Annotated in this window: 16 protein-coding genes; 7 read left to right on the forward strand and 9 right to left on the reverse strand. The window is 62.8% G+C overall.

Going from position 1 to position 20,580, the window contains the following annotated elements:
* Window positions 1-137: 137 nt before the first annotated feature.
* Window positions 138-1,010: an HNH endonuclease gene (locus M4D53_RS08935; RefSeq protein ID WP_153243569.1), complete on the forward strand. Its 873-nt coding sequence runs from the start codon at window positions 138-140 to the stop codon at window positions 1,008-1,010.
* Complete coding sequence (locus tag M4D53_RS08940) at window positions 1,010-2,635, forward strand: restriction endonuclease subunit S domain-containing protein (protein ID WP_046746362.1); 1,626 nt, start codon at window positions 1,010-1,012, stop codon at window positions 2,633-2,635. Before M4D53_RS08935 ends, M4D53_RS08940 begins: the two co-directional genes overlap by 1 nt.
* A gap of 402 nt (window positions 2,636-3,037) precedes the next feature.
* On the opposite strand, the gene M4D53_RS08945 is transcribed toward M4D53_RS08940, so the two are convergent.
* Complete coding sequence (locus M4D53_RS08945) at window positions 3,038-3,907, reverse strand: hypothetical protein (protein ID WP_259953529.1); 870 nt, start codon at window positions 3,905-3,907, stop codon at window positions 3,038-3,040.
* Between the two features lie 239 nt (window positions 3,908-4,146).
* Here M4D53_RS08945 and M4D53_RS08950 point away from each other — a divergent pair, with 239 nt between their 5' ends.
* Window positions 4,147-6,942, forward strand: coding sequence for an NACHT domain-containing protein (locus tag M4D53_RS08950; protein WP_046746359.1), 2,796 nt, complete (start codon window positions 4,147-4,149; stop codon window positions 6,940-6,942).
* A 184-nt stretch (window positions 6,943-7,126) separates the two neighbouring features.
* Here M4D53_RS08950 and M4D53_RS08955 read toward each other — a convergent pair whose 3' ends face one another.
* Complete coding sequence (locus M4D53_RS08955; protein WP_259953531.1) at window positions 7,127-9,847, reverse strand: ATP-dependent DNA helicase; 2,721 nt, start codon at window positions 9,845-9,847, stop codon at window positions 7,127-7,129.
* Between the two features lie 476 nt (window positions 9,848-10,323).
* Here M4D53_RS08955 and M4D53_RS08960 point away from each other — a divergent pair, with 476 nt between their 5' ends.
* On the forward strand, window positions 10,324-10,800 hold the full coding sequence (locus M4D53_RS08960; protein WP_045264198.1) for an HAD domain-containing protein: 477 nt from the start codon (window positions 10,324-10,326) through the stop codon (window positions 10,798-10,800).
* A gap of 23 nt (window positions 10,801-10,823) precedes the next feature.
* Here the strand turns inward: M4D53_RS08960 and M4D53_RS08965 are convergent, their stop codons facing one another.
* Window positions 10,824-11,201 carry a hypothetical protein gene (locus tag M4D53_RS08965; RefSeq protein ID WP_045264199.1) on the reverse strand — a complete coding sequence of 126 codons (378 nt, stop codon included), beginning with the start codon at window positions 11,199-11,201 and terminating at the stop codon, window positions 10,824-10,826.
* Window positions 11,202-11,287: 86 nt separating this feature from the next.
* Window positions 11,288-11,710: a hypothetical protein gene (locus M4D53_RS08970; RefSeq protein ID WP_156149170.1), complete on the reverse strand. Its 423-nt coding sequence runs from the start codon at window positions 11,708-11,710 to the stop codon at window positions 11,288-11,290.
* A gap of 262 nt (window positions 11,711-11,972) precedes the next feature.
* Here M4D53_RS08970 and M4D53_RS17505 point away from each other — a divergent pair, with 262 nt between their 5' ends.
* Window positions 11,973-12,257, forward strand: coding sequence for a helix-turn-helix domain-containing protein (locus tag M4D53_RS17505; protein WP_197073245.1), 285 nt, complete (start codon window positions 11,973-11,975; stop codon window positions 12,255-12,257).
* Here the strand turns inward: M4D53_RS17505 and M4D53_RS17510 are convergent.
* From M4D53_RS17510 to M4D53_RS08990, 5 genes are all read right to left on the reverse strand, one after another.
* Window positions 12,138-12,800: a hypothetical protein gene (locus M4D53_RS17510; protein WP_045264201.1), complete on the reverse strand. Its 663-nt coding sequence runs from the start codon at window positions 12,798-12,800 to the stop codon at window positions 12,138-12,140. The two genes, M4D53_RS17505 and M4D53_RS17510, sit on opposite strands and share 120 nt — an antisense overlap.
* Before the next feature lie 482 nt (window positions 12,801-13,282).
* Entirely contained in the window at window positions 13,283-14,185 is a 903-nt protein-coding gene (locus M4D53_RS17545) for a TniQ family protein (RefSeq protein ID WP_153243565.1), read from the reverse strand.
* Window positions 14,182-15,210: an AAA family ATPase gene (locus tag M4D53_RS08980; RefSeq protein WP_045264203.1), complete on the reverse strand. Its 1,029-nt coding sequence runs from the start codon at window positions 15,208-15,210 to the stop codon at window positions 14,182-14,184. The genes M4D53_RS17545 and M4D53_RS08980 overlap by 4 nt, the downstream gene beginning before the upstream one ends.
* Window positions 15,207-17,156: a TnsB C-terminal domain-containing protein gene (locus M4D53_RS08985; RefSeq protein WP_259953532.1), complete on the reverse strand. Its 1,950-nt coding sequence runs from the start codon at window positions 17,154-17,156 to the stop codon at window positions 15,207-15,209. Before M4D53_RS08985 ends, M4D53_RS08980 begins: the two co-directional genes overlap by 4 nt.
* A gap of 53 nt (window positions 17,157-17,209) precedes the next feature.
* The gene (locus M4D53_RS08990) at window positions 17,210-17,947 is read right to left on the reverse strand and encodes a TnsA-like heteromeric transposase endonuclease subunit (RefSeq protein WP_082066568.1); all 738 of its coding nucleotides are present in this window, start codon (window positions 17,945-17,947) and stop codon (window positions 17,210-17,212) included.
* Window positions 17,948-18,398: 451 nt separating this feature from the next.
* Here M4D53_RS08990 and M4D53_RS08995 point away from each other — a divergent pair, with 451 nt between their 5' ends.
* Together M4D53_RS08995 and M4D53_RS09000 are read left to right on the forward strand one after the other, a co-directional pair.
* Window positions 18,399-18,827: a MarR family winged helix-turn-helix transcriptional regulator gene (locus M4D53_RS08995; RefSeq protein ID WP_025104537.1), complete on the forward strand. Its 429-nt coding sequence runs from the start codon at window positions 18,399-18,401 to the stop codon at window positions 18,825-18,827.
* A gap of 171 nt (window positions 18,828-18,998) precedes the next feature.
* Window positions 18,999-20,580 (forward strand): SPFH domain-containing protein (locus M4D53_RS09000; RefSeq protein ID WP_259953533.1); only part of this gene is annotated, 1,582 nt, incomplete at its 3' end.

A 20,580-nucleotide genomic window follows, 5' to 3' on the forward strand; every position in this document is an offset into this window, starting at 1 on the left:
ATCCGGCTCACAAGCGCGATCCGTCATGAAGCCTGAGCGAATTCACCGATAGAGGCGACGCAGTCGCGCTACTTCCTCGATTTAGAGAGCTAGCGGACATTCCCGCAACGTCGAGGACGACGAGTACAGTCTGACCCGTGAGCGATTCGTCTGGCCAGCCTCGTGTACGCGGTGTGATTGAAAGCGTCAATGGGCGTGCGAATGGTCGCGGCATCCCTGAGCTCAGCCAGGCCGTTCTTCGTCTGGAGGATGGGTCGACGCTCGAGGTGCGTATGCCGCGGCCATTGGGAACAGAGCGGTATTTTCAGGCGCTCCCTGTCGCGTTCGATTTTGTCGACTTTGGTGTTTGCCCGATCTGCTTCGCGCCGGAGCCGCGAAGCCGAGAGCATGTGCCGCCCCACTCAGTTGGCGGGAGCGTGATCACGATGACCTGTGAAAATTGCAACAACGAGTTCGGCAGCAAGTACGAGCCGCACCTGCGCAATTGGTATGAGAACGCGATCGGGAAGGTACGACTCTCGGGCAAGACCGTTCCCGGCCGCCGCAGCGTTGGCGAGTACCTACTACGCGAGAACGCATCCGGCGGGTTTGTTCTCTTCCAACACGGCAAACACGACCCGGCGGTCTCTCAGATCTTGGGAGAACAGGAGTTCGAGATGAGCTACGAGATTGTCGACGCAACCCGTTCGCACATCGCAGCGGTCAAGACTGCATATTTGGCCGGATGCGTTGCGCTGCACGCGATCCCGCGGACGCCCCGCGCTGATGCGTTGAGAGCTGAGCTCCTCGTTGCCCGAGACGTGCCCCGTGACCAGAAGGCTGAGCTCGGCGACGTAGCGAGGTCCATCAAGGTCGCGCGTTCCGCACACGAACCGAGCCCTGGCGAGATCATCTTGATGGCAGCCTCGGATGAACTAACGGAATCGGCAATGGTGATCAGCTTCAATCGCGTCTTCGCCGTCGATTGGCCGTTCGACCCGATCACGGGATTCACAAGGCGTGTGGACTGATGGCGGCTCAGAACGATCGTCGCGGCCAGAAGAAGGTGGCACCGACGATCGAGCCCGCAAAGATCGTGGAACGCTTTGTTCTGCGTGCGCGACGGGTTGCCGCGCACTCACTCTCGCAGTCGAGGGACCGCCTCCAGGCGTTCGCCAACACCATGATCCGCGGCAACATCGATCTCGCGGGCCGCTTTACCGTCGTAGAGGACCTGCCCGATGAGGAGACCTTCGAGTCTCTCGTCGCTCGCCTGCGCCCGCTCACGGTCGAGTCGGAGCCGATCTTTTACAACCGGGTCCTCGACGCGATCACCGCATTGACTGCCGGGGCGGCATCAGCTTCCGATAGGCAGCGAATCACGGCCCTACGAGCAGCCTGGGGGTCTACGGAAATCCAGGGAACACAAGTCCAGGGATACACCGTTCAGGCGGTCGGACCCGATCATGCACCGACCAGCATCGTCTCGGATACGCAACTTGCGGCAGGCTGGCTCTACGCAGATCTCGTCCACGCGGACCCCCGCGGAGCGAAGGTGGCGGCGCTCGAGCATGATCTCAAGGAGCGCTACACCGCGGCGGTTCGCGTGTTCTCGCGCATCGCAATGCTCACACTCGACACATTGGACCTTGTTCGCGACCTGCAAGAACGATCGCTGATCATGTTGCCTGATGATGCATGGACGTCCGCGGTAAGCGTTCACGAGTCGGAGTCACCGATCGATGTGCGCGTGTTTTACGCCGACACCGGCACCGCGGTCCCTGATCTAGCGGAAGGCAGCGACCTGCCGACCGAATGGTCGCGCTTCACCGTCTCTGACCTGTTCCTGCAGGACCCCGCCAATCAGGTGTCCCTCACCCTTCAGACTGGCGACGAGCATACGAACCTCGAAGCCGCAGTCATGCACCGTCGCCCTGAAGAAGGCGGCGTCGAATGGGACATTTTCGTCGATGGGTGCCTCATCCTCACCTTCGCGTTCACATTCGAGAACGATCGGGCAGTCGCATGCACCCTCGCTGAGGAAAAGTACCTCGAACTCACAAACGCGCAAAAGCTTCGCTCCACACAGCTCGCACGGCGCCTGCACTCAGCAGATCGCGCGGTGTTCGACGTCCCCGGCGGAAACATCACCATCTCGATGGAGGACCTCAGCGCCGAAGAGGAACTCCAGATGCGCGTTATCGAGGAGGCGCTCAGTGATGTGATCGAGATCGAGAGGATCACGGGAAATGAGATCGGAGTCTGCAACGGACGCTTCACTAACCTGGAACGCGTCAGACTGCGGCAGACACGTCTGATCTGGGAAGGCAAAGTCGTCCATGCCCGCCTAAAGAGCGCGACCGTCACCTCACCATCGGGAAATCCACCGCAGGTCATCACCATCAAGGAGGGATCGATCGCGTTCGCCGGGCAACAGATCCCAACGCCCGCGACGCACCTCTGGCATCAGCAGCTCGAGGTGCATCCCACCACGGCGACCGACAGCCCCGGGCACCCGCGCGACTACATCATGAGTCCGCCGCAAGGCGAGCACCTTGTAGCGTGGGCCCCCACACGGTTAGTCCGCTCTGAAACCGAGCCAGTGCTCGCGTCGCCGTGGGATCTCACCGGAATCGATGAAAAGTCGTTCCCGTAGCACCGACGAGTTCGGCACAACGCAGTCGACGCGCCGAGCACGGACAGAGCACCGGCAGCCCATCAGTTCCGTCTCGGCCAGCAAGGCAGGCGCGATCCTCACCAGAACTTTCCTGCACGCGGGCTTCACCAACTACGCCATAGTGGCGGGCTGCAGATGGCGATCGACGCGAAACGCGCCTGTCTCACCTGGAGCCGCCTGCGGAGTTCGCGGTGCCCGCCGAGTGGGAACGCACCTATCGACCACTCGCCGTGAAGACCCCTGCAGCTGGCGAGATCCTCACGCTCACGTACACAGCTGCACCCCGCACTACCCTCCCCAATCAGAAGCGTCCGGGGCGAGGTGCCCGTGCGCAGCCATTGGCGTAGCGGTCAGCCTGCACTCTCGAAGGCCGCGAAGCCCCTAGAGCTTCCCAGCGAGGACCATCGCGCGCATCGCGATCTTGCCGGCATTCATGATCCCGTATCGGTCTTCGACCCGCGCGGCGAGCTCGTTCACGGATTCTCCTGCTTCCGCGGCACCGAGCACGCTGCCGAGCAGCACCGATTGATCGTAGACATCTCCGCCGGGGGCTAGGAACTGCGCCATCAGCTCTTCGGTGGGAGTGAGGGGTTTCCCGCGCAACGGAGTGCTCACCTTCCATCGAGCATCCAGGCGGTTCAGCGAGTACCACTTCGCTCTCGACCGGACGGAGCTCGGCGATAGTTTGACGCCACCTTTCCCCGACGTCACGGCTGCGCGAGCCCAGATATTTCCCCCCGCTCCTTGAGGCTTCTGGAAGGTCATGTCGCTGCGCGCGATGACGGCCATCGGCTGCAGCATCAGGGTAAAGACGCAGGAGTCATGGACCTCGAGCCGGATCCGGCTTTCGTCCTCTCCCCAGCTGCCGCCTACCAGCTGACCCGACACTCGCAAGTCCTCCGCACCCTTCGAGCTGAAGAGCAGCGCCGGGCTGAGTACCGTCACCGGGGTTCGGCCCTTGTTGATCACTGTGATGACAGCGACATCGAGTGCGGGACCGTCCAGTCTGTATGGCATCCGCCAGTCGATGGCATCGGGGTTCTCCATATCTGCCGGAGAGGCACGTACCATCCGGAGGCCATCGGTTCGGCCGAGCTCGAGTTGCACCTTCAGGATGCTGCCGCCCCATACCCACTCCCGGACAGCCCAGAAGAGTGCCACAGCCGCGACGACCAGGATCCCCACCTGCACCAGGTCGGCAAGAGGATTAGGGGCCGGCGCGACGCAGGCGAGGGCGGCTAGATAGATCACGTGGCCTCCTGGCGGTCACGTGATCTTACCGAGGCCGACGCTCTGCGCTTCTCCGGACATGTTCGGCACGGGTCACTCGTAAGGGAGGGCGCTTCGCACAATCTTCAACGCTCCTGCTCGAGCAGCCTCGGCGAGCACCCTGCCGTGAAACAGTGGCCCTGTTCGGTACATTGATGCGACCGACTGGATCTGTCACGTATTGAATCGTCTCGCCTCGAAAGACCACGAATGGAGCCCCCATGGCCCAGGACTACCCGCTCGAGGAACTCAGTCCGCGCGCTTTCGAACAAATGACGATCGCCGTGTGTGAGGAGGTGTTCGGTCCAGGGCTTGAAGCCTTCGGGGCGGGGCCGGACGGGGGGCGCGAGGCCACCTTCCGTGGGCTCATTCGGTGGGGCACCGAGCCTGACGATCCGAACGTGTGGGATGGGTACACGGTGATCCAAGCGAAACAGCGCGAGCATCACTCCGTCGATCCCGCTAACAACCTCTCTTGGCTTCTCAAGCAGATCGACGCGGAACTCGAGAAATGGCTGGACATGTCCAGCACCCGGGCTTCAGTCCCGGACCACCTCCTTTTCGTCACGAACGCCCGCATCTCGAGTGCGCCGGGCGCCGGCATCGACCGCCTCACCGCGCACCTTGCCAAATGGTTGGACAACCCCGCGTCCGGCGACCCGAGAGTCACCCTGCGAAAGCGCGGCCTTCGACAGATCCGGGTGTGGCACCGAGACAAAGTCAACTCTCTTCTCACCGCGCACGGATCCGTGCGCAACGGGTTCAGGGCTCTCCTCACCGTGGGTGACCTGCTCGAACGCCTCACTCAGATTTCCGACACCTTGAGGCCCGACGAGCTGCATCCCTTCTTACACACCCACGCGGGAGCGGCGCTGTCCGCCGAACGCTGGGTCCATTTTCAAGAAGCTGGCGGCAGCGACCGCGAGTCCGTCGAGCAGATCGTCATCGACCTGAAAACTACCGACGAAGACGCAACGGAGTCTACGGTCCTCTCCGAGATCTTCACCCGGTCAAGCGCTGTGCTGAAACCCATGATGGCCGATCGGGTGGAGCGCCCCCACGTCGTCATAACCGGACGAGCAGGAAGCGGCAAGAGCACCATCACGAAATTCGTCACGCAGGCATTTCGCTCACAATTTGCGGCAGAAGAGTCTCTGCCACCCACCGCTCGGCACGTCCGCGAAGCAACCGAGGCAGCATTCCGCGGCCTCGGGACGGATGGTCCTACCGGGCGGCGATGGCCCGTGCTCATCAGGCTCACGGATTTCGCTGCGGCCATCGGGCCGAGCGGCGACCTCATGCTGCTCCGATTCCTCGCCGACACGATCTCGCGCCGGGCCGACATCGACATCAAACCGAACGTCCTCAAACGGTGGCTCACCTCCTGGCCGTCGATCATCATCCTCGACGGGCTCGATGAAGTGACCGCGCTCGAGGTCCGCCCACGAGTGCTCGACGCGATCACCTACTTTGTGGAAGACCTCGAGAACAGCAACGCCGACCTCCTCTGCATCGTCACCACCCGCCCCTCCAGCGACGCGGAACGATTCATGCCCGAACGATTCCGTCAACTTAACCTCACCTCCCTCGATCGGGAAACAGCAGAACGCTACGGGCGCATGGTCACTCAACGGCGCCTCGCCGACGATCCGGACCGCCGAGACCCACTCCTCGCGTCCCTGGAACGTCAGTTCTCACTGAGCACGATGCAACGCCTCATGAAGACTCCGCTCCAGGTACTGATCATGACGATCATCCTGGAGCGAGTCGGAACACTGCCCTCGGACCGCTACCAGCTCTACTCCCAGTACTTCGACACGATGTACACGCGCGAAGCAGGAAAACCCACCACCCTGGCACCCCTCCTCGCGTCACAGAATCACGCCATCATCTATCTGCACGAAACGGTCGGCCGGGTCCTCCACATCAAGGCGGAAACTTCCGGAGGCGAAAAATCGGTGATGCCCCGCGGGCAGATGCGCGAGCTTCTCGACGCCCGACTCACCGAACTCGAACACGACACAGACCGCCTCCGAACCCAGATCGGGGACCGGATCATGCAAGCCGCAACCGAACGGCTCGTCCTCCTCGTGCCCGCCGAAGACGACGGGTTCGCCTTCGAAGTCCGCAGCCTTCAAGAACTCATGGCTGCTCGGTCACTCGTGAAAACCAACGACGCCAACCTTCGCACGCGGCTCATCGCCCTCGCCCCCAGCCCGCACTGGCGCGCAACCTGGGTGTTCATGGCCGGATACGTATTCTCCAACGGCACCGACGAACAACGAGAAATGATCGTCCACATCGTGGAGAACGTCGACATCGGCGAGACGTGGCCCGGCTGGTTGAGCCCGATCGGCCCCGAACTCGCCGCTGCCCTCCTCGACGATGGCCTCGCCACCCAGACACCTAAATGGCTGCGCCGACTCGTCCAAGTCGCCCTCCGAGCATTGACCGGCCCGGCACCACGCAACATGCAGGCGTTCGCGGACGGCCTCACCGCAGCAGCCAGCGCCGATTCCACCACACGAAGCCTCATTCGCAACACACTCATCCAGGCCCTATCCGGGACTCCACGAGCAAGTCACACCGCCCGGTTCCTCCTCGCGATGACCAAGCTCGACGCAGGGATCAGTCAGGCAGCGCTCCGGGACGCCACAGAACCGATCTTGTCGAGAACCTCCGAGACCTTCGACTGCCTCGGCACCGTCCTCGAAGACCACATCTCGTCGCTGCCAGAACCCGGCGACGCGGTCGTGGCCCTCAGACCCCTCCTCGATGCTTTGAACTTCTACCACGCACCACCGTTCGGCAGCGGCGAGGTCGGCGTGACCCTCGTGCACAACGACACCGTCACCGACAATTCGACCGCGCAACTGATCGACGACCCACACACCGCCGCACTCCTCGAAGTCCTCATCGCCTCTCTCCCCCTCGAGAGCTGGCGCGTCCCGCACGGGGTGTCTGTCATCTACGAACGCGGCGCCGGCCGCCGCCCCGTCTCCGACCAACTCGACTGACCGTCACGAAACTGCACGCGAACCCCAACCGCCGCGCGCGCCGCACACATGCACGGAGACGAGTGGAGATGAAGTCGGCCATTTCGGGCTGTTCCCCACTTCGGCGACGCGGGTCGTGGTGCCGATCTTGCCGCTGGGCCTGACCAGACCCCGCTCAGCAGCCGGTGGCGACACCGACCGGAGACTAGGGACGCTTCTTCGACCCAATCGACTTGAGCCCGCGGCGTCCACGGAGTAGACCGAGGTCCCGTCCTTGGTGCGGTCGTTCGAGCCGGCTCAACACAGCGTGTTGGGTCTCTGGCGTCCAAAAGATCGTGAGGCGCTCTCGAGCTCGGGTAACCGCCGTGTAGAAGATGCTGTGTGAGAAGCGGTCCTCGTTGGCGTCGGTGATCACAACCTTCACGGAATCGTACTCGAGACCTTGCGCCTTGTGGATGGAAACCGCGTAGGCGACTTGGAACGGAACCGTCTTGCTATTGGACTCGTCCTCCTCGTCGGTACTCCCCTGCTCCGAAACGGAGAAACGGACCGTCGAGCCGCCGAGCCACTGCAATCCGGAGACTCGCGCGACATCAAATGCCGTGAGTATCCGATCTAACTCGATGTCAAACTGGATCTGACCGGGGAAGGTTTCGATTCCAACAATCGTTCCTTTGAGGTTGTTGTAGATGACTCCTCTGAATCGCGAGGTGTCCCCGAATAAGACGGGGTCGCCGATCTTGTACGTTGAGACGCCCCAAACGGTCGCTTCGCCAGGATTGCCGCTCTGGAGGAACCGGTTGATGTTGTTGATGCCGTATAGGCCGTCGTAGTTGAGGCACAGGATGATCTCTTGGTCATTGCGCGGTGCGAAGAGGGTCTCGTCGAGCACGGCTGAGTAGCCGTAGTGAGCCAGCAACTCTTCGATGTTCGGCTCGATGCCGCGCACGGCATCCCAGAACTTCAGTAGCTGGGCGCTCTTCGTGCGGTAGGGGCTGGTGAGCTCGAACACCGAGGAGTCCGGCAGGAACGCCGGAGCCAACGTGAACCAGTTGCCGAATTTTATTGATTCGATCTGGTAACTGTCCCCGACAAGAACAAGTAGTTCGAACGACGTCCGCCGTAGCACCTGGAGGAGATCGTCGTTGCTGACGATGCTGCACTCGTCAATGAACAGCACGTCAAATTCGGTGCCGGTGTCGTTCCAGAGGTGGCTCGCGATCGTTCGAAACGTGGAGTTCTGGGCACTGACGCGCCGCTCAAGGTTGTTCTTCGCCGGATTGGTGTGCGCCAGGAACAACTTCCTCTTGTCGTTGAAAAAGTGAGCGATGTGGTCGATCATCGTCGACTTTCCCGTGCCGGCTGCACCGTAGATCAAGGCGACCTGGGAACTCGCGAACAGTGCTTTGAGCGCTGCCTCTTTCACCGGATCATCCACGTTCACCGTCGGCGTCTCCTCAAGCCATCGCTCGACCGCCTCGGTATATCCGCCGATCCCAGATTTGGCGTGGGCCTGAAGTTCTTCGATGGTCTCGACCGAGTCGTCTTCGTACTCCTGGACGAAGACGTGCTTCTTGTCGTGGACGAGGTCCCGCGCCGGGCGGTGCCCGTGCCAGAGCTTGCTGTTGAAGGTCGCGATCAAAGCGTCAATGTCGCCGAAGCGCTCAAGCTCCTCATCGGGTGTGTAGAGCATGCCGTGCTGCTCGACGTTGTTCTTTACACGACGAGCAAGCAGCTCGTGGACGCGGTCACGAGTGTCCAGACTTTCGACCAGGTCGGAGAACGTGACGTTGTGCTTTTTCGGCGAGGTGCAGAAGGGCATTGAATCGAATGGCTTGCATCCGCGATCCAGGTTGAGATTCGAAAGCAGGCTAGAGGTTTGAGAGCTGTACTGCTGCTTGAGGATCAGGTTATTCATCCTGAGCATGAGGTAGCGGATCATGTTGTGCCCGGGGCGATGGCGGGAAATCAGATCGCGGGCCCTCTCAAGCACGGGAAAGATCGCCGCCTTCTGGACGCGCCGCGTGGCATCCTCTCGTAGCCCCGCAAACCTAGTGTCAGGAAGCGCGACGACATCGAGGAGTCCAGTCTCCGTTCGAGTCAAATACTCCATAAGCACGCGGTACTCACTGGACCCTGACGATACCTTCGACGCCACTCCGAACAACCGAGCGAAGTTGTCGAACTCGCACGGACGAATCGAGACCTCCCAGTCCGTGATGATGGTGATCGGCATCGTCTGGCCGAGCACGTCGATGGCTTCGGAAACCACGGTAAGGTTCGCCGCGTACTTGTCCGTCATCTCGATGTCCGTGAAGGCAATGATTCGGTCGACCTTCTGCAAGTGATCAGTCGTCGCGCGGAAGACTACCTCGTAGAGAATCCGCCCCTTCGTGAAGATCGGCCGGATTCGATGGACGTAGTACCGGTTCCGAACACCTCCTGGTGTCGGATTGGCGCGGACGGCATCGATCCGGGCGGCGATCTTGCGGTGGTACTCGCGAAGTGAAGGATCGAGGTTGACCGGAAAATCCTCCAGATTATTGAGCGTCTCAATCTTGCAAGCTGCCCGCAGCAGCAGGCGTAGCCTGATGAGGTACTCGTAGTACTTGAGCATCAGCCGCTCGGAGGTGTCACCATCCATCGTGTAGTGCGACACGCTCTCCTGTAGCAATTTGTGGAAACGGTGCAGGAACTGAACGCGCTTCGGCGCTGACCCGATGGCGACCAGCGCCGCCTGAATCGCGTCGTAGTCGTAGTCAGCATCAGCACGGCCCGTGTGAAGGCGAACCGCTGCTCCCTCTACGAGATTTCGAAGGTGTGACAAAACCACGAGCGACATAAGTGCACGATCGCCTTTCAGCGCAGCGATGCTGTCACAGATGGCACGATCGGCGCTACGGATCTGATCATCGACTGTTCTCATCGCCGCCCCCTTGCAAGCCTCGTCGTGTCCAACCTGTGGCTCGTGCCAGAGCGCTGGGATGGATCGCTGTACGCTCAAAGTACCGCGCGTGGTTGCAGTACGTCACGAACTAGCCGAGTTCCGTCCAATCTTCAGCACGTACCTCGGCAGCCGAGCTACGCTCGAGCACTTCATAAATTGACGAGCCACCCCTACATCCGGCATGTACCCCACCGACCAAGCGCACGAGGCTCTCAACGCACGCGGCTTCTCCCACCCGAAGGAGACACTCCGGCGCATCACTCGGCACCCGGCGTCGCTGACCACTCACGCTTAGCCACTTCCACCTCAAACTCAAGGGGGTCGTAAGCTCGCGCTATGACGATCTCGGAGCCTTCGTCGGACACGTCAAGGCGGCTGCACGTCCAAACCCCCGAGCACTTACGGGGAGATGCCTGATCATGGATAGACGCTCGCATCAGCGCTCCGCACTGCTTGTGCTCGACGTCGATGGCACGATCTCCAGGATCCACCGCGAGGAAGAGCGCACGCTGCACCAGAACGCACAAGGCTGGCGCTCCTGGATGACGGTCGACGATGACCTCGTGGACGCGCTTGACGATCTCGCACTGCGAGCCGACGTGCAGTTCGCGTGGTTGACGACTTGGCCGCGCGATCAGGTCGGCTGGTTGATCCGCGAGCCGTTACGCGGCAAGCTCAATGGCCCTTACGTGCCCTGGCAAAACTGGCCAAAGAGTGGATGGCGGACGATGAGCCTCATCTCGCACATCCGGCAGACGGGCCCAGATGCGGTCGTGTGGGCAGACGATCGAGCTCCCGAGGACGCTGAGCAACGGCTAACCGCGATGACGGAGGTCCCATCGCTGGTCGTCCGCCCCGACAAGTTCGTGGGCCTCACCCTTGCCGATGTTGGGCAAATTGATCAGTTCCTAGACGAGCAGCTCGTAGTCTGAACGTCCGCCAGGCAGGGCGGCCCTCATTCGGATGCTTCCCCGGCCTTGGCACGAGCGTGAGACGCGCAGAGTGCCCACACCCACATTCGGATCGTGTAGGTCCTCGCCGGTGCCCCGCATTCTTCGCAGGTCCTCGTGCTCTCCCACTCAGCAGCAAGGATGGCGTCGCTGAACACTTCGTTGTAGTCGTAGACGTCGTCGGATGCACGAGCGTAAAAGCTGAGAGAGCCAAACTTTGATTTGATCTGCTGAACGACGTAGCCCGGAGCGATCGCCGCGAGCTTTCTGTCAAGCCGGTCGAGAAGCGGGTACCAGCCGGAGCTCACATCGATGAGCTCAGGCCAGCCAGGTTCGATGCGAGCAATGATCCGCCGAAGCCCCGGCGGAGCGTTCTCAGTCATATCGTCCCCTCCTGATCGACGTTCTCCGCTCTAGACGACTCGAACGGGCTAGTGGTGGCTCACGGGTACATCGGCTCGATGGGAGCCTACGTACCTTCGTTCGTTTCGTCAGCCACCTCCAGCGGTTCCGCAAGCAGGACCAGTGTGGAATGCTTCGAACCGTTACGGGCAACTAGGGACGCTCGGGACTGTTGCCGCCGTCGAGAATGCTCACGGAACGCGCGCCCTACGCGCAGACTGCGCATCACGGCCCTGTCGAAGCTAATCATTCCTCGACGACGCCACTCGATAGCGGCGTGACCTCGAAATCCCGTGACCGCCCGTCGGCGCTCCATGAACTCGAGTTCTGGGAAAGGACCCGGCAATCCACCGGTGTCGGGCAGCAGGTGGGTGAAGAGTTCGGCGAACGTCGGACCGAGGCCCGTGCGGCGTCGAGTCTGCGCGATGAAGATGGCGGCAGCCAGCGCCCATTCCTCCGCGGTGTCATCGCCGGTGAACTCTTCGAACATGTACACCCATTCTGTAGGCGGCGGACTCGTGATGTCCTGCCACCAGATCGGGAACGCCTCACACATGACGCACACCATCACATTTCGCGGTCGCATGCACGGGCCGATCCCGCGGCGCGACCGCCAGTCACCGGGATGGGCAGCACACGTGCAGGGAGTAGCGGAGCAATCCGACGAAGATGATGATTGTTTCGTATGGCCTCCCAAATTATGCCATACCGATTAGGCCAAGCATGAGAGCCCGGATCTAGACGCTTGGAAGGTGCGCCAGCGGAACGACGACTTGGAAGCAGATTGGGATGCGTTCGCGCAGCGCTTCGCCACTTCCCTTCGCACTGCTCGCCACAAAGCCAATCTGAGCCAGGAAGACGTGGCCTACCGCGCCGGGCTGACCCGGTACACGTATCAGAAGTACGAGAAGGGCGAATCACGCCCCGGCCACCCGGCTAACCCGACGTTGCGAACTCTCCTGGCTCTCACCCAGGTGCTCGGCATCACCTTGACCGATCTGGTCCCGGGGAACGCTCCCGATCTTCGAAGTCGCTGAGCGCTGTTCAGGCCCCTGCGTGACCCACGGTGCATCGTCGGCCCAGCCGGGAACGATGCGCCGGGATACGACCCGAGATGCAGGTGCCGCACGCACAGAACGCTCCAGGATGTCCGCTCTTCTGCCGGAGCGCGTGATGTGGCGCAGGAGAACCGCTTTCTCACGGTAGGACGCTTCCGCGACCCCCTTCTCAAATGGCGTTTTCGATACCGTCGCCCCGCTCGACTTCGGCATTCGGATCGCGGTGTACATCGCGGCGCGGTGAACCGCTACGACCGTGGCTGCGGTCGATTCCAGTTCCGCCGTCCGGCTTCCACCTCCAATGCCTACGACGAGCCCGATAAGCCCTTCGACCTGCTGGGAGTCGCTCTCGGCGAGTGCAAACAAGCTGAGCGTGACGTCAGGGTGCGTTAGCGTCACGAGCAGGTCAACTGCCGGCGCATACGAGCACGAGGCTCGGAGCCAGCGCGCGTCAGGTCGCTCTTGCCAGCTGTCGATGATCAAGCGCAGGGCAAGGTCGTATTCGCCCGTGTGCATCGTCACTCCACGTCTCCAAAGGACTCCTGAAATCGACTGTTCGGCGCGATGGCACGCCGACGGGGTGGACAGGAGTTCATCTTCACCGAGGAAGTGCCATCGACGGTGGCGAATGCAAAACCCACCTCCCCTACTGAACACCTCAGTCGGGTTTCCGTCGCTGCATACCAAGCACGCGGAGCGAGCGCGATCAACAACTTCGCACGTGGCGCAGCGTCGAAGCATCCACCGAACGTGGTGGCAGCGCCGATACAGACGGAAGCGTGCGCGCTCCTTGGCGAAGTACCCGGGAGGCAGCGCACCGATTGCCTCAGTCGCAGATGTGAATCGAGCGTTGGTCGAGCTCGACCTGTTGGCACCAACCGTCCGCTCCAAATAGTGGGTGAGCGCGCTGAGATCGAGCGAGTTGGCGACGGCCAACCTAGCCAGGAAACCGGCAGGCGTCTCCCCGGGCAGCGGAATCACACGACAGGGAAGAGTTCGCATGCCTACCTCGACCTCAGTTCCACACGATGGTTCAGCACATGCGCCCTGATCGCCTTGACCCTCGGAAGCATGCGCCTGGCAGCGGGCGTAAGCACGCAGCCGCCTTGCGTCGCGACCGCGGACCTGCCGATCCAGAGTTCCCGTCCCTGAATTCTCAGGCTGTCGAAGATGCCGTCCACGGCGCGATGCCCTAGAGAGTGCGCGGCGACTACGCGATCGAACAGCATTGCCAGTGCGTACCCACCGAGACCCTGCGACATCAGAACGTTCGCGAGACGAGCGTCAGTGAGCCGCGCAGTGAGCGCGATTCGCCGCGGAAATTGAAGAATCTCGTCATCCAGAAGTTCAGCTGCGCACCCACCTTCGAGATTTCGCAGTCGCAGCAACTCCGCGGCCGCATCAACTTCGGGTGACCGATACGGCACACCTCGAAGAGTGAGAGTTCCATTCAGCAGGCGTTGCGCGAGCAGGTGCTTGTGCCTCCCCGGCAGGGGAATATCTCGGCCGCTTCCGTGCCACCTCCGGTGTCGCACGCAGACCGGACCGTGCATACGCGCGACTGTGACCTGATCGCCTCGGGCGCACCGTCTGCAGAGAGCCACAGCTGCCGGAATCATGCGACAACTCGGGCATTCGACTTGACGCGTGGCGCCACCATGTCCACAGGCGCGACCGCCGGCTTCGCGGAGCAATGCACCATCCGGAAGCCCACCCAACGCCTCGATCTTCCGGAGGGCGCTTCTCGGTGTCACCCGAATTGGGAGGGTTCGATCCTCGCGTCGCAACGCCAACCAGAGGTCCTTTTCGCCGATTGCATTTGCGGCGCAAAGCCGCGCCCAGTAGCTCGCCGCCGTTTCTCCCGGATACAGGCGAACGGAAGTCGGAAGCCCGGGACGCGAGGTCATGCCGCACTCACAGGCGTTCGCGATCGTCGCGGCTTGCTTGTGTGGAGCGTTGCGGCCGTCTGACGGCGGGCAAGATCGCGTTCAAATGCGGCCGAATCGAGCTTCTCGGTTCCGTCGTCCATCGCGCTCAGGGCAGCGAACTGCAAGAGGTCCTTGAGCAGTCCGATCTCCCCGCCCGTCAGCGCGTGCAGTGTCGGCGCCGCGGACAGAATCGATCCTGGCCGTTGCTCTGCTAGACACAGTGAGCTCTCCATGGCGAGAAGCAGATCACCCCAGCGAGCCTTCTCCGCGGTCGAGATCAAAGGAAATGGTAAGGCCACGTGCACTTCGAATCGCTTCCCGATCTGCCCACCACGTGAGCCGTCGAGAAGTCCGGTCCCCTCAACTGCGATTCCGGCGTAGACGAACGTGCCTCCACATCGCTCGGAAAGCTGCTTGAGCATGTCTGATGCCTCGACGTTCTGCCGGTACTTCAGATCGAGGTGATGCACGTCATCGACCAAGACAAGTTCGGTGGAGCATCTGCGCAGGGCGTTCGAGACCGCTTCCAGCAGGTCCCCGTAGGTCATCCTGCTGAGAACCGGGAGACCAAGGAATCGGGCGAACTCATGCATCAGAGCTTTGGCTGAGCACTGGGCGGGTACCGCGACATACACGACTGGGAGCATGCCCGGCCCCGCAGCCGGGTGGCCGGTGTCTCGCCGCCTGCGTTCGTGTGCTCTACCGATCTCGACTAGCGAAGTAGTCTTGCCCTGGCCTGGCTCCCCCGAGAGGATCAGGCCTAGCTTCCCGACTCGTCGGTAGGCGTTGAGCATGACGCGATCCCGCACGGCTCGCTGGAAGGCTTCGAACTGCGGTGTCCGCACGAAGGCGCCTGCCTGCGAGTATTGAGCTCGTCCCTGGTTGTATAACGCGCGGTCCCCGAAGCTCATGGCCCGAAGCTCCTCGGATGTGACCGGCGCCGGGCGCTCATACGCGGTGTCGACGTGCTCGCGCCAGCCTTCCTTGGTCGCGATCTCGATCATTCGTCGATCCTCCGCCGCACCTCGTCGAGCCTGTCTCCGATGAGAGGGAAGCCACCGGTGTTAGGCCATTCCTCAGTAGAGGTGGTCTCGATGGACGAATTGTCATCGTCAGCAGGTCGTTTCTCGTCCTCGATGCCCTTCACACTGGTGAAGTTCATCGGATCTTCAGCGATCGCTGCCAATCGAGCGCGCTCTCGCCCGCTTCGCTTCTGACCGTTGCTTCGAGGGGCCGGATTCCCTTGACCGGCGAACGCCTTGATCGCCATCGCAAGCTCGCGACGTTCAGCATCGAGATCCGCGACACCACCGGAGCGCGACGTGCGAGCGTACCGCCAGACATCACCCAGCATCGGGAGTTCATGGACCTGATTGGACCATCTCAGAGGGATGAACTCGCCGTCCCGCTCGAGCCAGACGACGTGCAGATTGTAGGGGTCTACGCGGATCGGCCATCGGCCGTTCCGCGCTTTGTCAGGAGACTTGCGCCTCCACAGGCCTTTGAGCCGCTCGGAGTTGTAGACGCGGTTATCGATGCGCACGCCGTAGCGGTTCAGAACTCGGTAGTCCACAGGTAGCAGCGCGATGTAGTCGTCTCGCGTCAGCGGTACGTGGAGTTCGGGCACGTAAGCGCGGAACGCGCGACACATCTCGTTCGGCGACAACTTGATGCGCGGATGCAACGGGTCCCGCAGTCCGTCATGCGGACGATTCTGCCACTCGACCGCGATCCAGTCCTCTAGGAGCTCCTGGGCCTGTGCGATCGTCAGTAGTTCGTCGGATTCCGTGTCTGTGTCGCGCCCGCGATGTTCGACGCTGCGGCCGACATATCCCTTCACATGCTGCAGCAGCATTGAGTTGATTGCCCCGAACGCTCGCTCTACGTGCGGTTTGTCCGTTGGTGTGTGCGGCGCCGAGGTGATCAGCGAGATATTCAAGGTTTCACACGCAGCGCGGAAATGCCGCGACAAATAGTTTCGTCCGCGGTCGGTGGTGATCGTGTCCGGAAACACATACGGCTGCGCGATACGCAATCGCTCAAATCGCTCCTGATCGATCAGTTGATCGTCAGCCCATGCCGTCGAAATCAGCTGTCGGGTCTCGCGAACCCCTTCCATACGCCGGCCATAGGGCACCAGGGCCCGTGCAAGGACAGCCACCAGGTCGACGCTCTTCGTCCCTTCGGGGCGGAGCATCGCGGCAAGAATCGAGCGCGTTGCGACGTCAAGGAGAATCGTCAGTTCGGGCCGGCCGACGGTTTCGTCATCGATCCGCAACATGACATCAATCCGCGTGGAGTCCATCTCGACCAGTTCGCCGGGACGCAGTGCGGTGCGAGTGCCGAATGTGCCGTCGGGTTGAAGCGCAAGCGACTCGCGAGTCTTGGCCGAACCGAAGGTGAATTGCCCGTGCTCGTCTGCTTCGAGAAGTCGGAAGAACGTCGCTCGGCTCGGCAGCTTCACCGCATCGCCGTGGAGACGTTCGACGCGCCTCATGATTTGTTCGATCGCTGTAGTTCGACTCACAGTCGAGGCGCGGCTCTTTCCTCCGAGTACGTGGTTGATGGCCTCGACGAGGCGTGGATCCCATGTGCTCTTGCGTGGGGAGCCTTTGCCTGCAGTGGTCGTCCCCTGCTCTCGGAACGCTTTAAGCCGACGCTCCACGGCGCGCGTGGAGACAGTTCTACTTAGGCGCACCTCCAGCCACTCGCGCTCTGCTTCAACAGCCTTCCCGACCCCGATCTCTTCTCGGGTCGCCTCGATACGTATGCAGGATTGCAGCCACGCATCCATGTCCGGCGTGATGTCCTGCACCTGCAGAGGAAGGTTCAGCAGACCTGAAGTGTCGCTAGGCACCGGTGTTGCATCATGTCGAAGCTCGTCGAGAGCGACTTCGACCTCACTTCCGTCCTCATCTCGGAGCATCGCCGAATCCTTCTCGATGAACAAGACCGAGAACTTGCGTTGACGCCACGTGAGCGACCCGCCAACTACAACCCGCATTACACGCTCCTTTGCCACACGATCGTTCTGATGTTGAGGGCTTGATCGAGATCTGCCTCGAGCGCCCCTGACCAGAGGTGCGCGTAGCAGTGTGCGAAGCCCTCGGATCCGACGCCGAGCAGCGCAGCTACCTCAGCCAGGGGCAGCCCATCTTCTGGGAGCATTGGCAGTTCTTCGCTGCTCGCCCAGTCTCGAAACGGGCCCAGGAATCGGAGGTTGGCCTCGCGGACTACCGATTCCGCGTCATAGACGACATACCGCCAGCCGCGCTCAGCGGCGAACACCGCTGTCATGTCGAACTGTCTTCTGACGTCGTCCTTGATCTGAGTCGCCGGCTTGACGTCCATCAGCACGGCGTGCCCGTCGTCCAGACGCACGAAGTAGTCCGGGCAGTGCTCGCGCGGGCCGTCGGGTGTGGTCCATCGGATCCACATGGGCTGGCTGGCGATCGCAACCACGCCCGGGGTGCGGTCCAATTCGATGAGGCAGCCCCGCTCCGTCAGCGACTCGAATCCGACAGACGCGCCAAGCGCACCCATCCAGTGGTAGCCGTCGTAATGACGCTTGAGCCGCCAACTGGGAAAGTTCCGAACGGGATCGCCTCGTTCGAAGGGCACGCTGTCGCAGTCGACGGCGTCGAGCTCTAGTTGCACGCCATCGAGACGGTACTCAACGCGAGCTCGCGTCCGGTTGGCTTTAGTGGTGGGAGGAACAGGCCACTGCTGAGTCAGGTCCATAGGGATCCAATCGACATCGACGGATACTTCCTATTCGGCAGTCAGCCTCTCTCCTGGGGAGCGGTACTGGCCTATGTCCTGAGCCCTGACAAAGATGCCCCGACTGGGGATCTGCTCACGGGCAGACTATGTCCGGCACCCAACGAGGCTGGTCGACACGCCGCTCTTCCGACACGTCTAGTGAGACTCCGACACTTTCGTGAGACTCTCCGACAGCCTTCGTGAGACTCCGACACTTTTCGTGAGATCGGACAGGACCATCGTCGCGGGGGGCCTGCCATTTGTGATCAAACCGTTGCATTCGTTACCTCGCCGTTATACAGTGATCGCACGGTGAATGTTTGCTGTGGCATCCACCGCATGTGATTGCAGGACACTCTTGGTGCAAGGGACAAGGGCCGGTCGGGAGCCTCTCCGACCGGCCCTTTACTGCGCCCGGTACTCTGTGAGGATGACCGATCGGAAGCTCGCGCTGGAGGCCTGGGAAAGCCTGTTCCGCGCGCAGCACGAACTGTTCACCGAGATGGCAGCCGACTTCGACACCGGCGACATCACGCAGGCCGAGTACGACGTGCTGCTCACCGTCACACGCTCGCCGGAGATGACCGCCCGCCTGCGCGACATCACCGCCAACATGCTCATCAGCCAGCCGAGCGTCTCCCGCCTCGTCGACCGGATGGTGACGCGGGGACTGGTCGCGAAGTGCGCCGACCCGGACGACGGCCGCGGCGCCCTGATCCGCGCGACGGACGAGGGCGCCCGGGCCTTCCGAGCGCTCGCGACCGTGCACGGCCGGTCGATCGCCGACCGGATGTCACGCCTCGACGACGAGGAGCTGCGCCTGCTGCGCGACCTCGCGGAGAAACTCCGCACCCGCTGACCGCTCCCCTCCTCCGCAGGCAGGGCGGCGGGAGGAACGTCCACCGATACCGGCATGATGGCACCCGACGCGGTGGCGGGCGTCTCTTTTCTGGCAGGGTGGGTTGCGCACGCCCACATCGACCGTGGGCATATCGGACCGCCCCCTCGGGGGGAACCAGGGAGGTCATCCATGGAGATCGCCGGAATCGTCGGCATCCTCATCGTCATCGGGATCGCGGTCGTCGCCGCGATCGTCGTCCTGCTGATCCTGCTGCTGTTCGCCCGCAGCTGGATCAAGGTGGCTCGCGCCGACGAAGCGCTCGTCATCTCCGGACGCAAGCAGAAGGTGCAGCGTGCCGTCATCGGCGCCGACGGCACCAGCAGCTCGGAGATGACGGAATCGCCCGTCACGGTCATTGTGAACGGGAAGTCGCTCGTCAACCCGATCACCCAGCGCCACGAGATCATCTCCCTCCGCTCACGGCAGGTGTCGCTCAACGCCGAGGCCCAGTCGCTCGACAACGTGACGCTCAACGTCGACGGCGTCGCCATCGTCAAGATCGGCTCCGACCCGCTGCTGGTGCGCCGGGCCGCCGAGCGCTTCGCCTCCCAGGACAAGGCCATCGAGCAGTTCACCACCGAGCAGCTCGAGGGCGCCCTGCGCGGCATCGTCGCGACGCTCTCCGTCGTGGAGCTCATGCGGGAGCGCAAGAAGTTCTCCGACCAGATCGCCGCCGACGTCTCCCAGGAGCTCGCCGAACAGGGCCTCATCCTCGACTCCTTCCAGATCAAGGGCATCACCGACAAGGTCGGCTACATCCAGTCCCTCGGTGCGCCGGAGATCCAGGCCAAGCGCCAGGCCGCGGAGATCTCGCAGACCAACGCCGACCGCGCGATCAACCAGAAGAACATCGCCAACCAGGAGGCGAACCTCGTCGAGCAGACCGCTCTCGACACCAACACCGCCAACGCCAACGCCGGCATCGGCCGGGCCCGCGCCGAGGCGGAGCAGGCCGAGCAGCTCGCCCGCGCCCAGGCCGAGCAGGCCGTGCTGCAGCAGCAGGCCGAGAACAAGCAGGCGCAGCTCGACGCCGACGTCAAGCGCGTCGCGGACGCCCAGCGGTACGAGGCGGAGACCCGCGCGCAGGCCGAGCTCTACACGCGTGAGCGGGCGGCCGAGGCGGCGGCGATCGAGCAGGTCAAGCAGGCCGAGGCGCGCACCCGCATCGCCGAGCAGCAGGCGCAGGCCGACAAGGCGCGCGCCGACGGTGAGGCTGCCGCCGCGATCGCGAAGGCGACCGGTGACGCGGATGCTCTGCGCGCCCAGGCGGAGGCCGAAGCCGAGGCCCGTCGCCTCCGCGCCAACGCCGAGGCCGAGGCGATCCGCGCCGAGGGTGAGGCCCGTGCAGCCGCTGTCGAGGCCGAGGCCAAGGCCATCGCCTCCAACCAGGATGCCTTCCTCTCGCAGCGCGTGCTGGAAGTGCTGCCGTCGATCATGTCGGAGTTCGCGAAGGGCTACGCCGCCATCGGCAGCGTCTCGATCGTCGGCGGGTCCGCCGAGGACGGCGCGTCGAACGTCGTGGGCGCCGACAGCGCGAAGGCCATGCGCTCGGTGTTCGACAGCGTGCACTCCGCGACAGGCCTCGACCTGGCCGGAATCATCCAGGGGCAGGCCGTCGGTCGCGGCTTCGGAGCCGGAGTCGCCGAAGCGTCCGCACCGGCCCCTGCGCCGCGCACGCCCGCACCGACCACCCCGCCGCCCCCCGCTCCTC

Origin of the sequence: Microbacterium meiriae (assembly GCF_025143875.1) — a bacterium.
GTDB lineage: Bacteria > Actinomycetota > Actinomycetes > Actinomycetales > Microbacteriaceae > Microbacterium > Microbacterium meiriae.

Excerpts from the sequence above, each read along its gene's own strand:
- M4D53_RS08950 (WP_046746359.1), top strand. The coding sequence starts at position 4,147 with ATGGCCCAGGACTACCCGCTCGAGGAACTCAGTCCGCGCGCTTTCGAA.
- M4D53_RS08980 (WP_045264203.1), bottom strand. The coding sequence starts at position 15,210 with ATGATCGAGATCGCGACCAAGGAAGGCTGGCGCGAGCACGTCGACACC.
- M4D53_RS08965 (WP_045264199.1), bottom strand. The coding sequence starts at position 11,201 with ATGACTGAGAACGCTCCGCCGGGGCTTCGGCGGATCATTGCTCGCATC.
- M4D53_RS17545 (WP_153243565.1), bottom strand. The coding sequence starts at position 14,185 with ATGACCTCGCGTCCCGGGCTTCCGACTTCCGTTCGCCTGTATCCGGGA.
- M4D53_RS08970 (WP_156149170.1), bottom strand. The coding sequence starts at position 11,710 with ATGTTCGAAGAGTTCACCGGCGATGACACCGCGGAGGAATGGGCGCTG.
- M4D53_RS08955 (WP_259953531.1), bottom strand. The coding sequence starts at position 9,847 with ATGAGAACAGTCGATGATCAGATCCGTAGCGCCGATCGTGCCATCTGT.
- M4D53_RS08995 (WP_025104537.1), top strand. The coding sequence starts at position 18,399 with ATGACCGATCGGAAGCTCGCGCTGGAGGCCTGGGAAAGCCTGTTCCGC.
- M4D53_RS08940 (WP_046746362.1), top strand. The coding sequence starts at position 1,010 with ATGGCGGCTCAGAACGATCGTCGCGGCCAGAAGAAGGTGGCACCGACG.
- M4D53_RS08990 (WP_082066568.1), bottom strand. The coding sequence starts at position 17,947 with ATGGACCTGACTCAGCAGTGGCCTGTTCCTCCCACCACTAAAGCCAAC.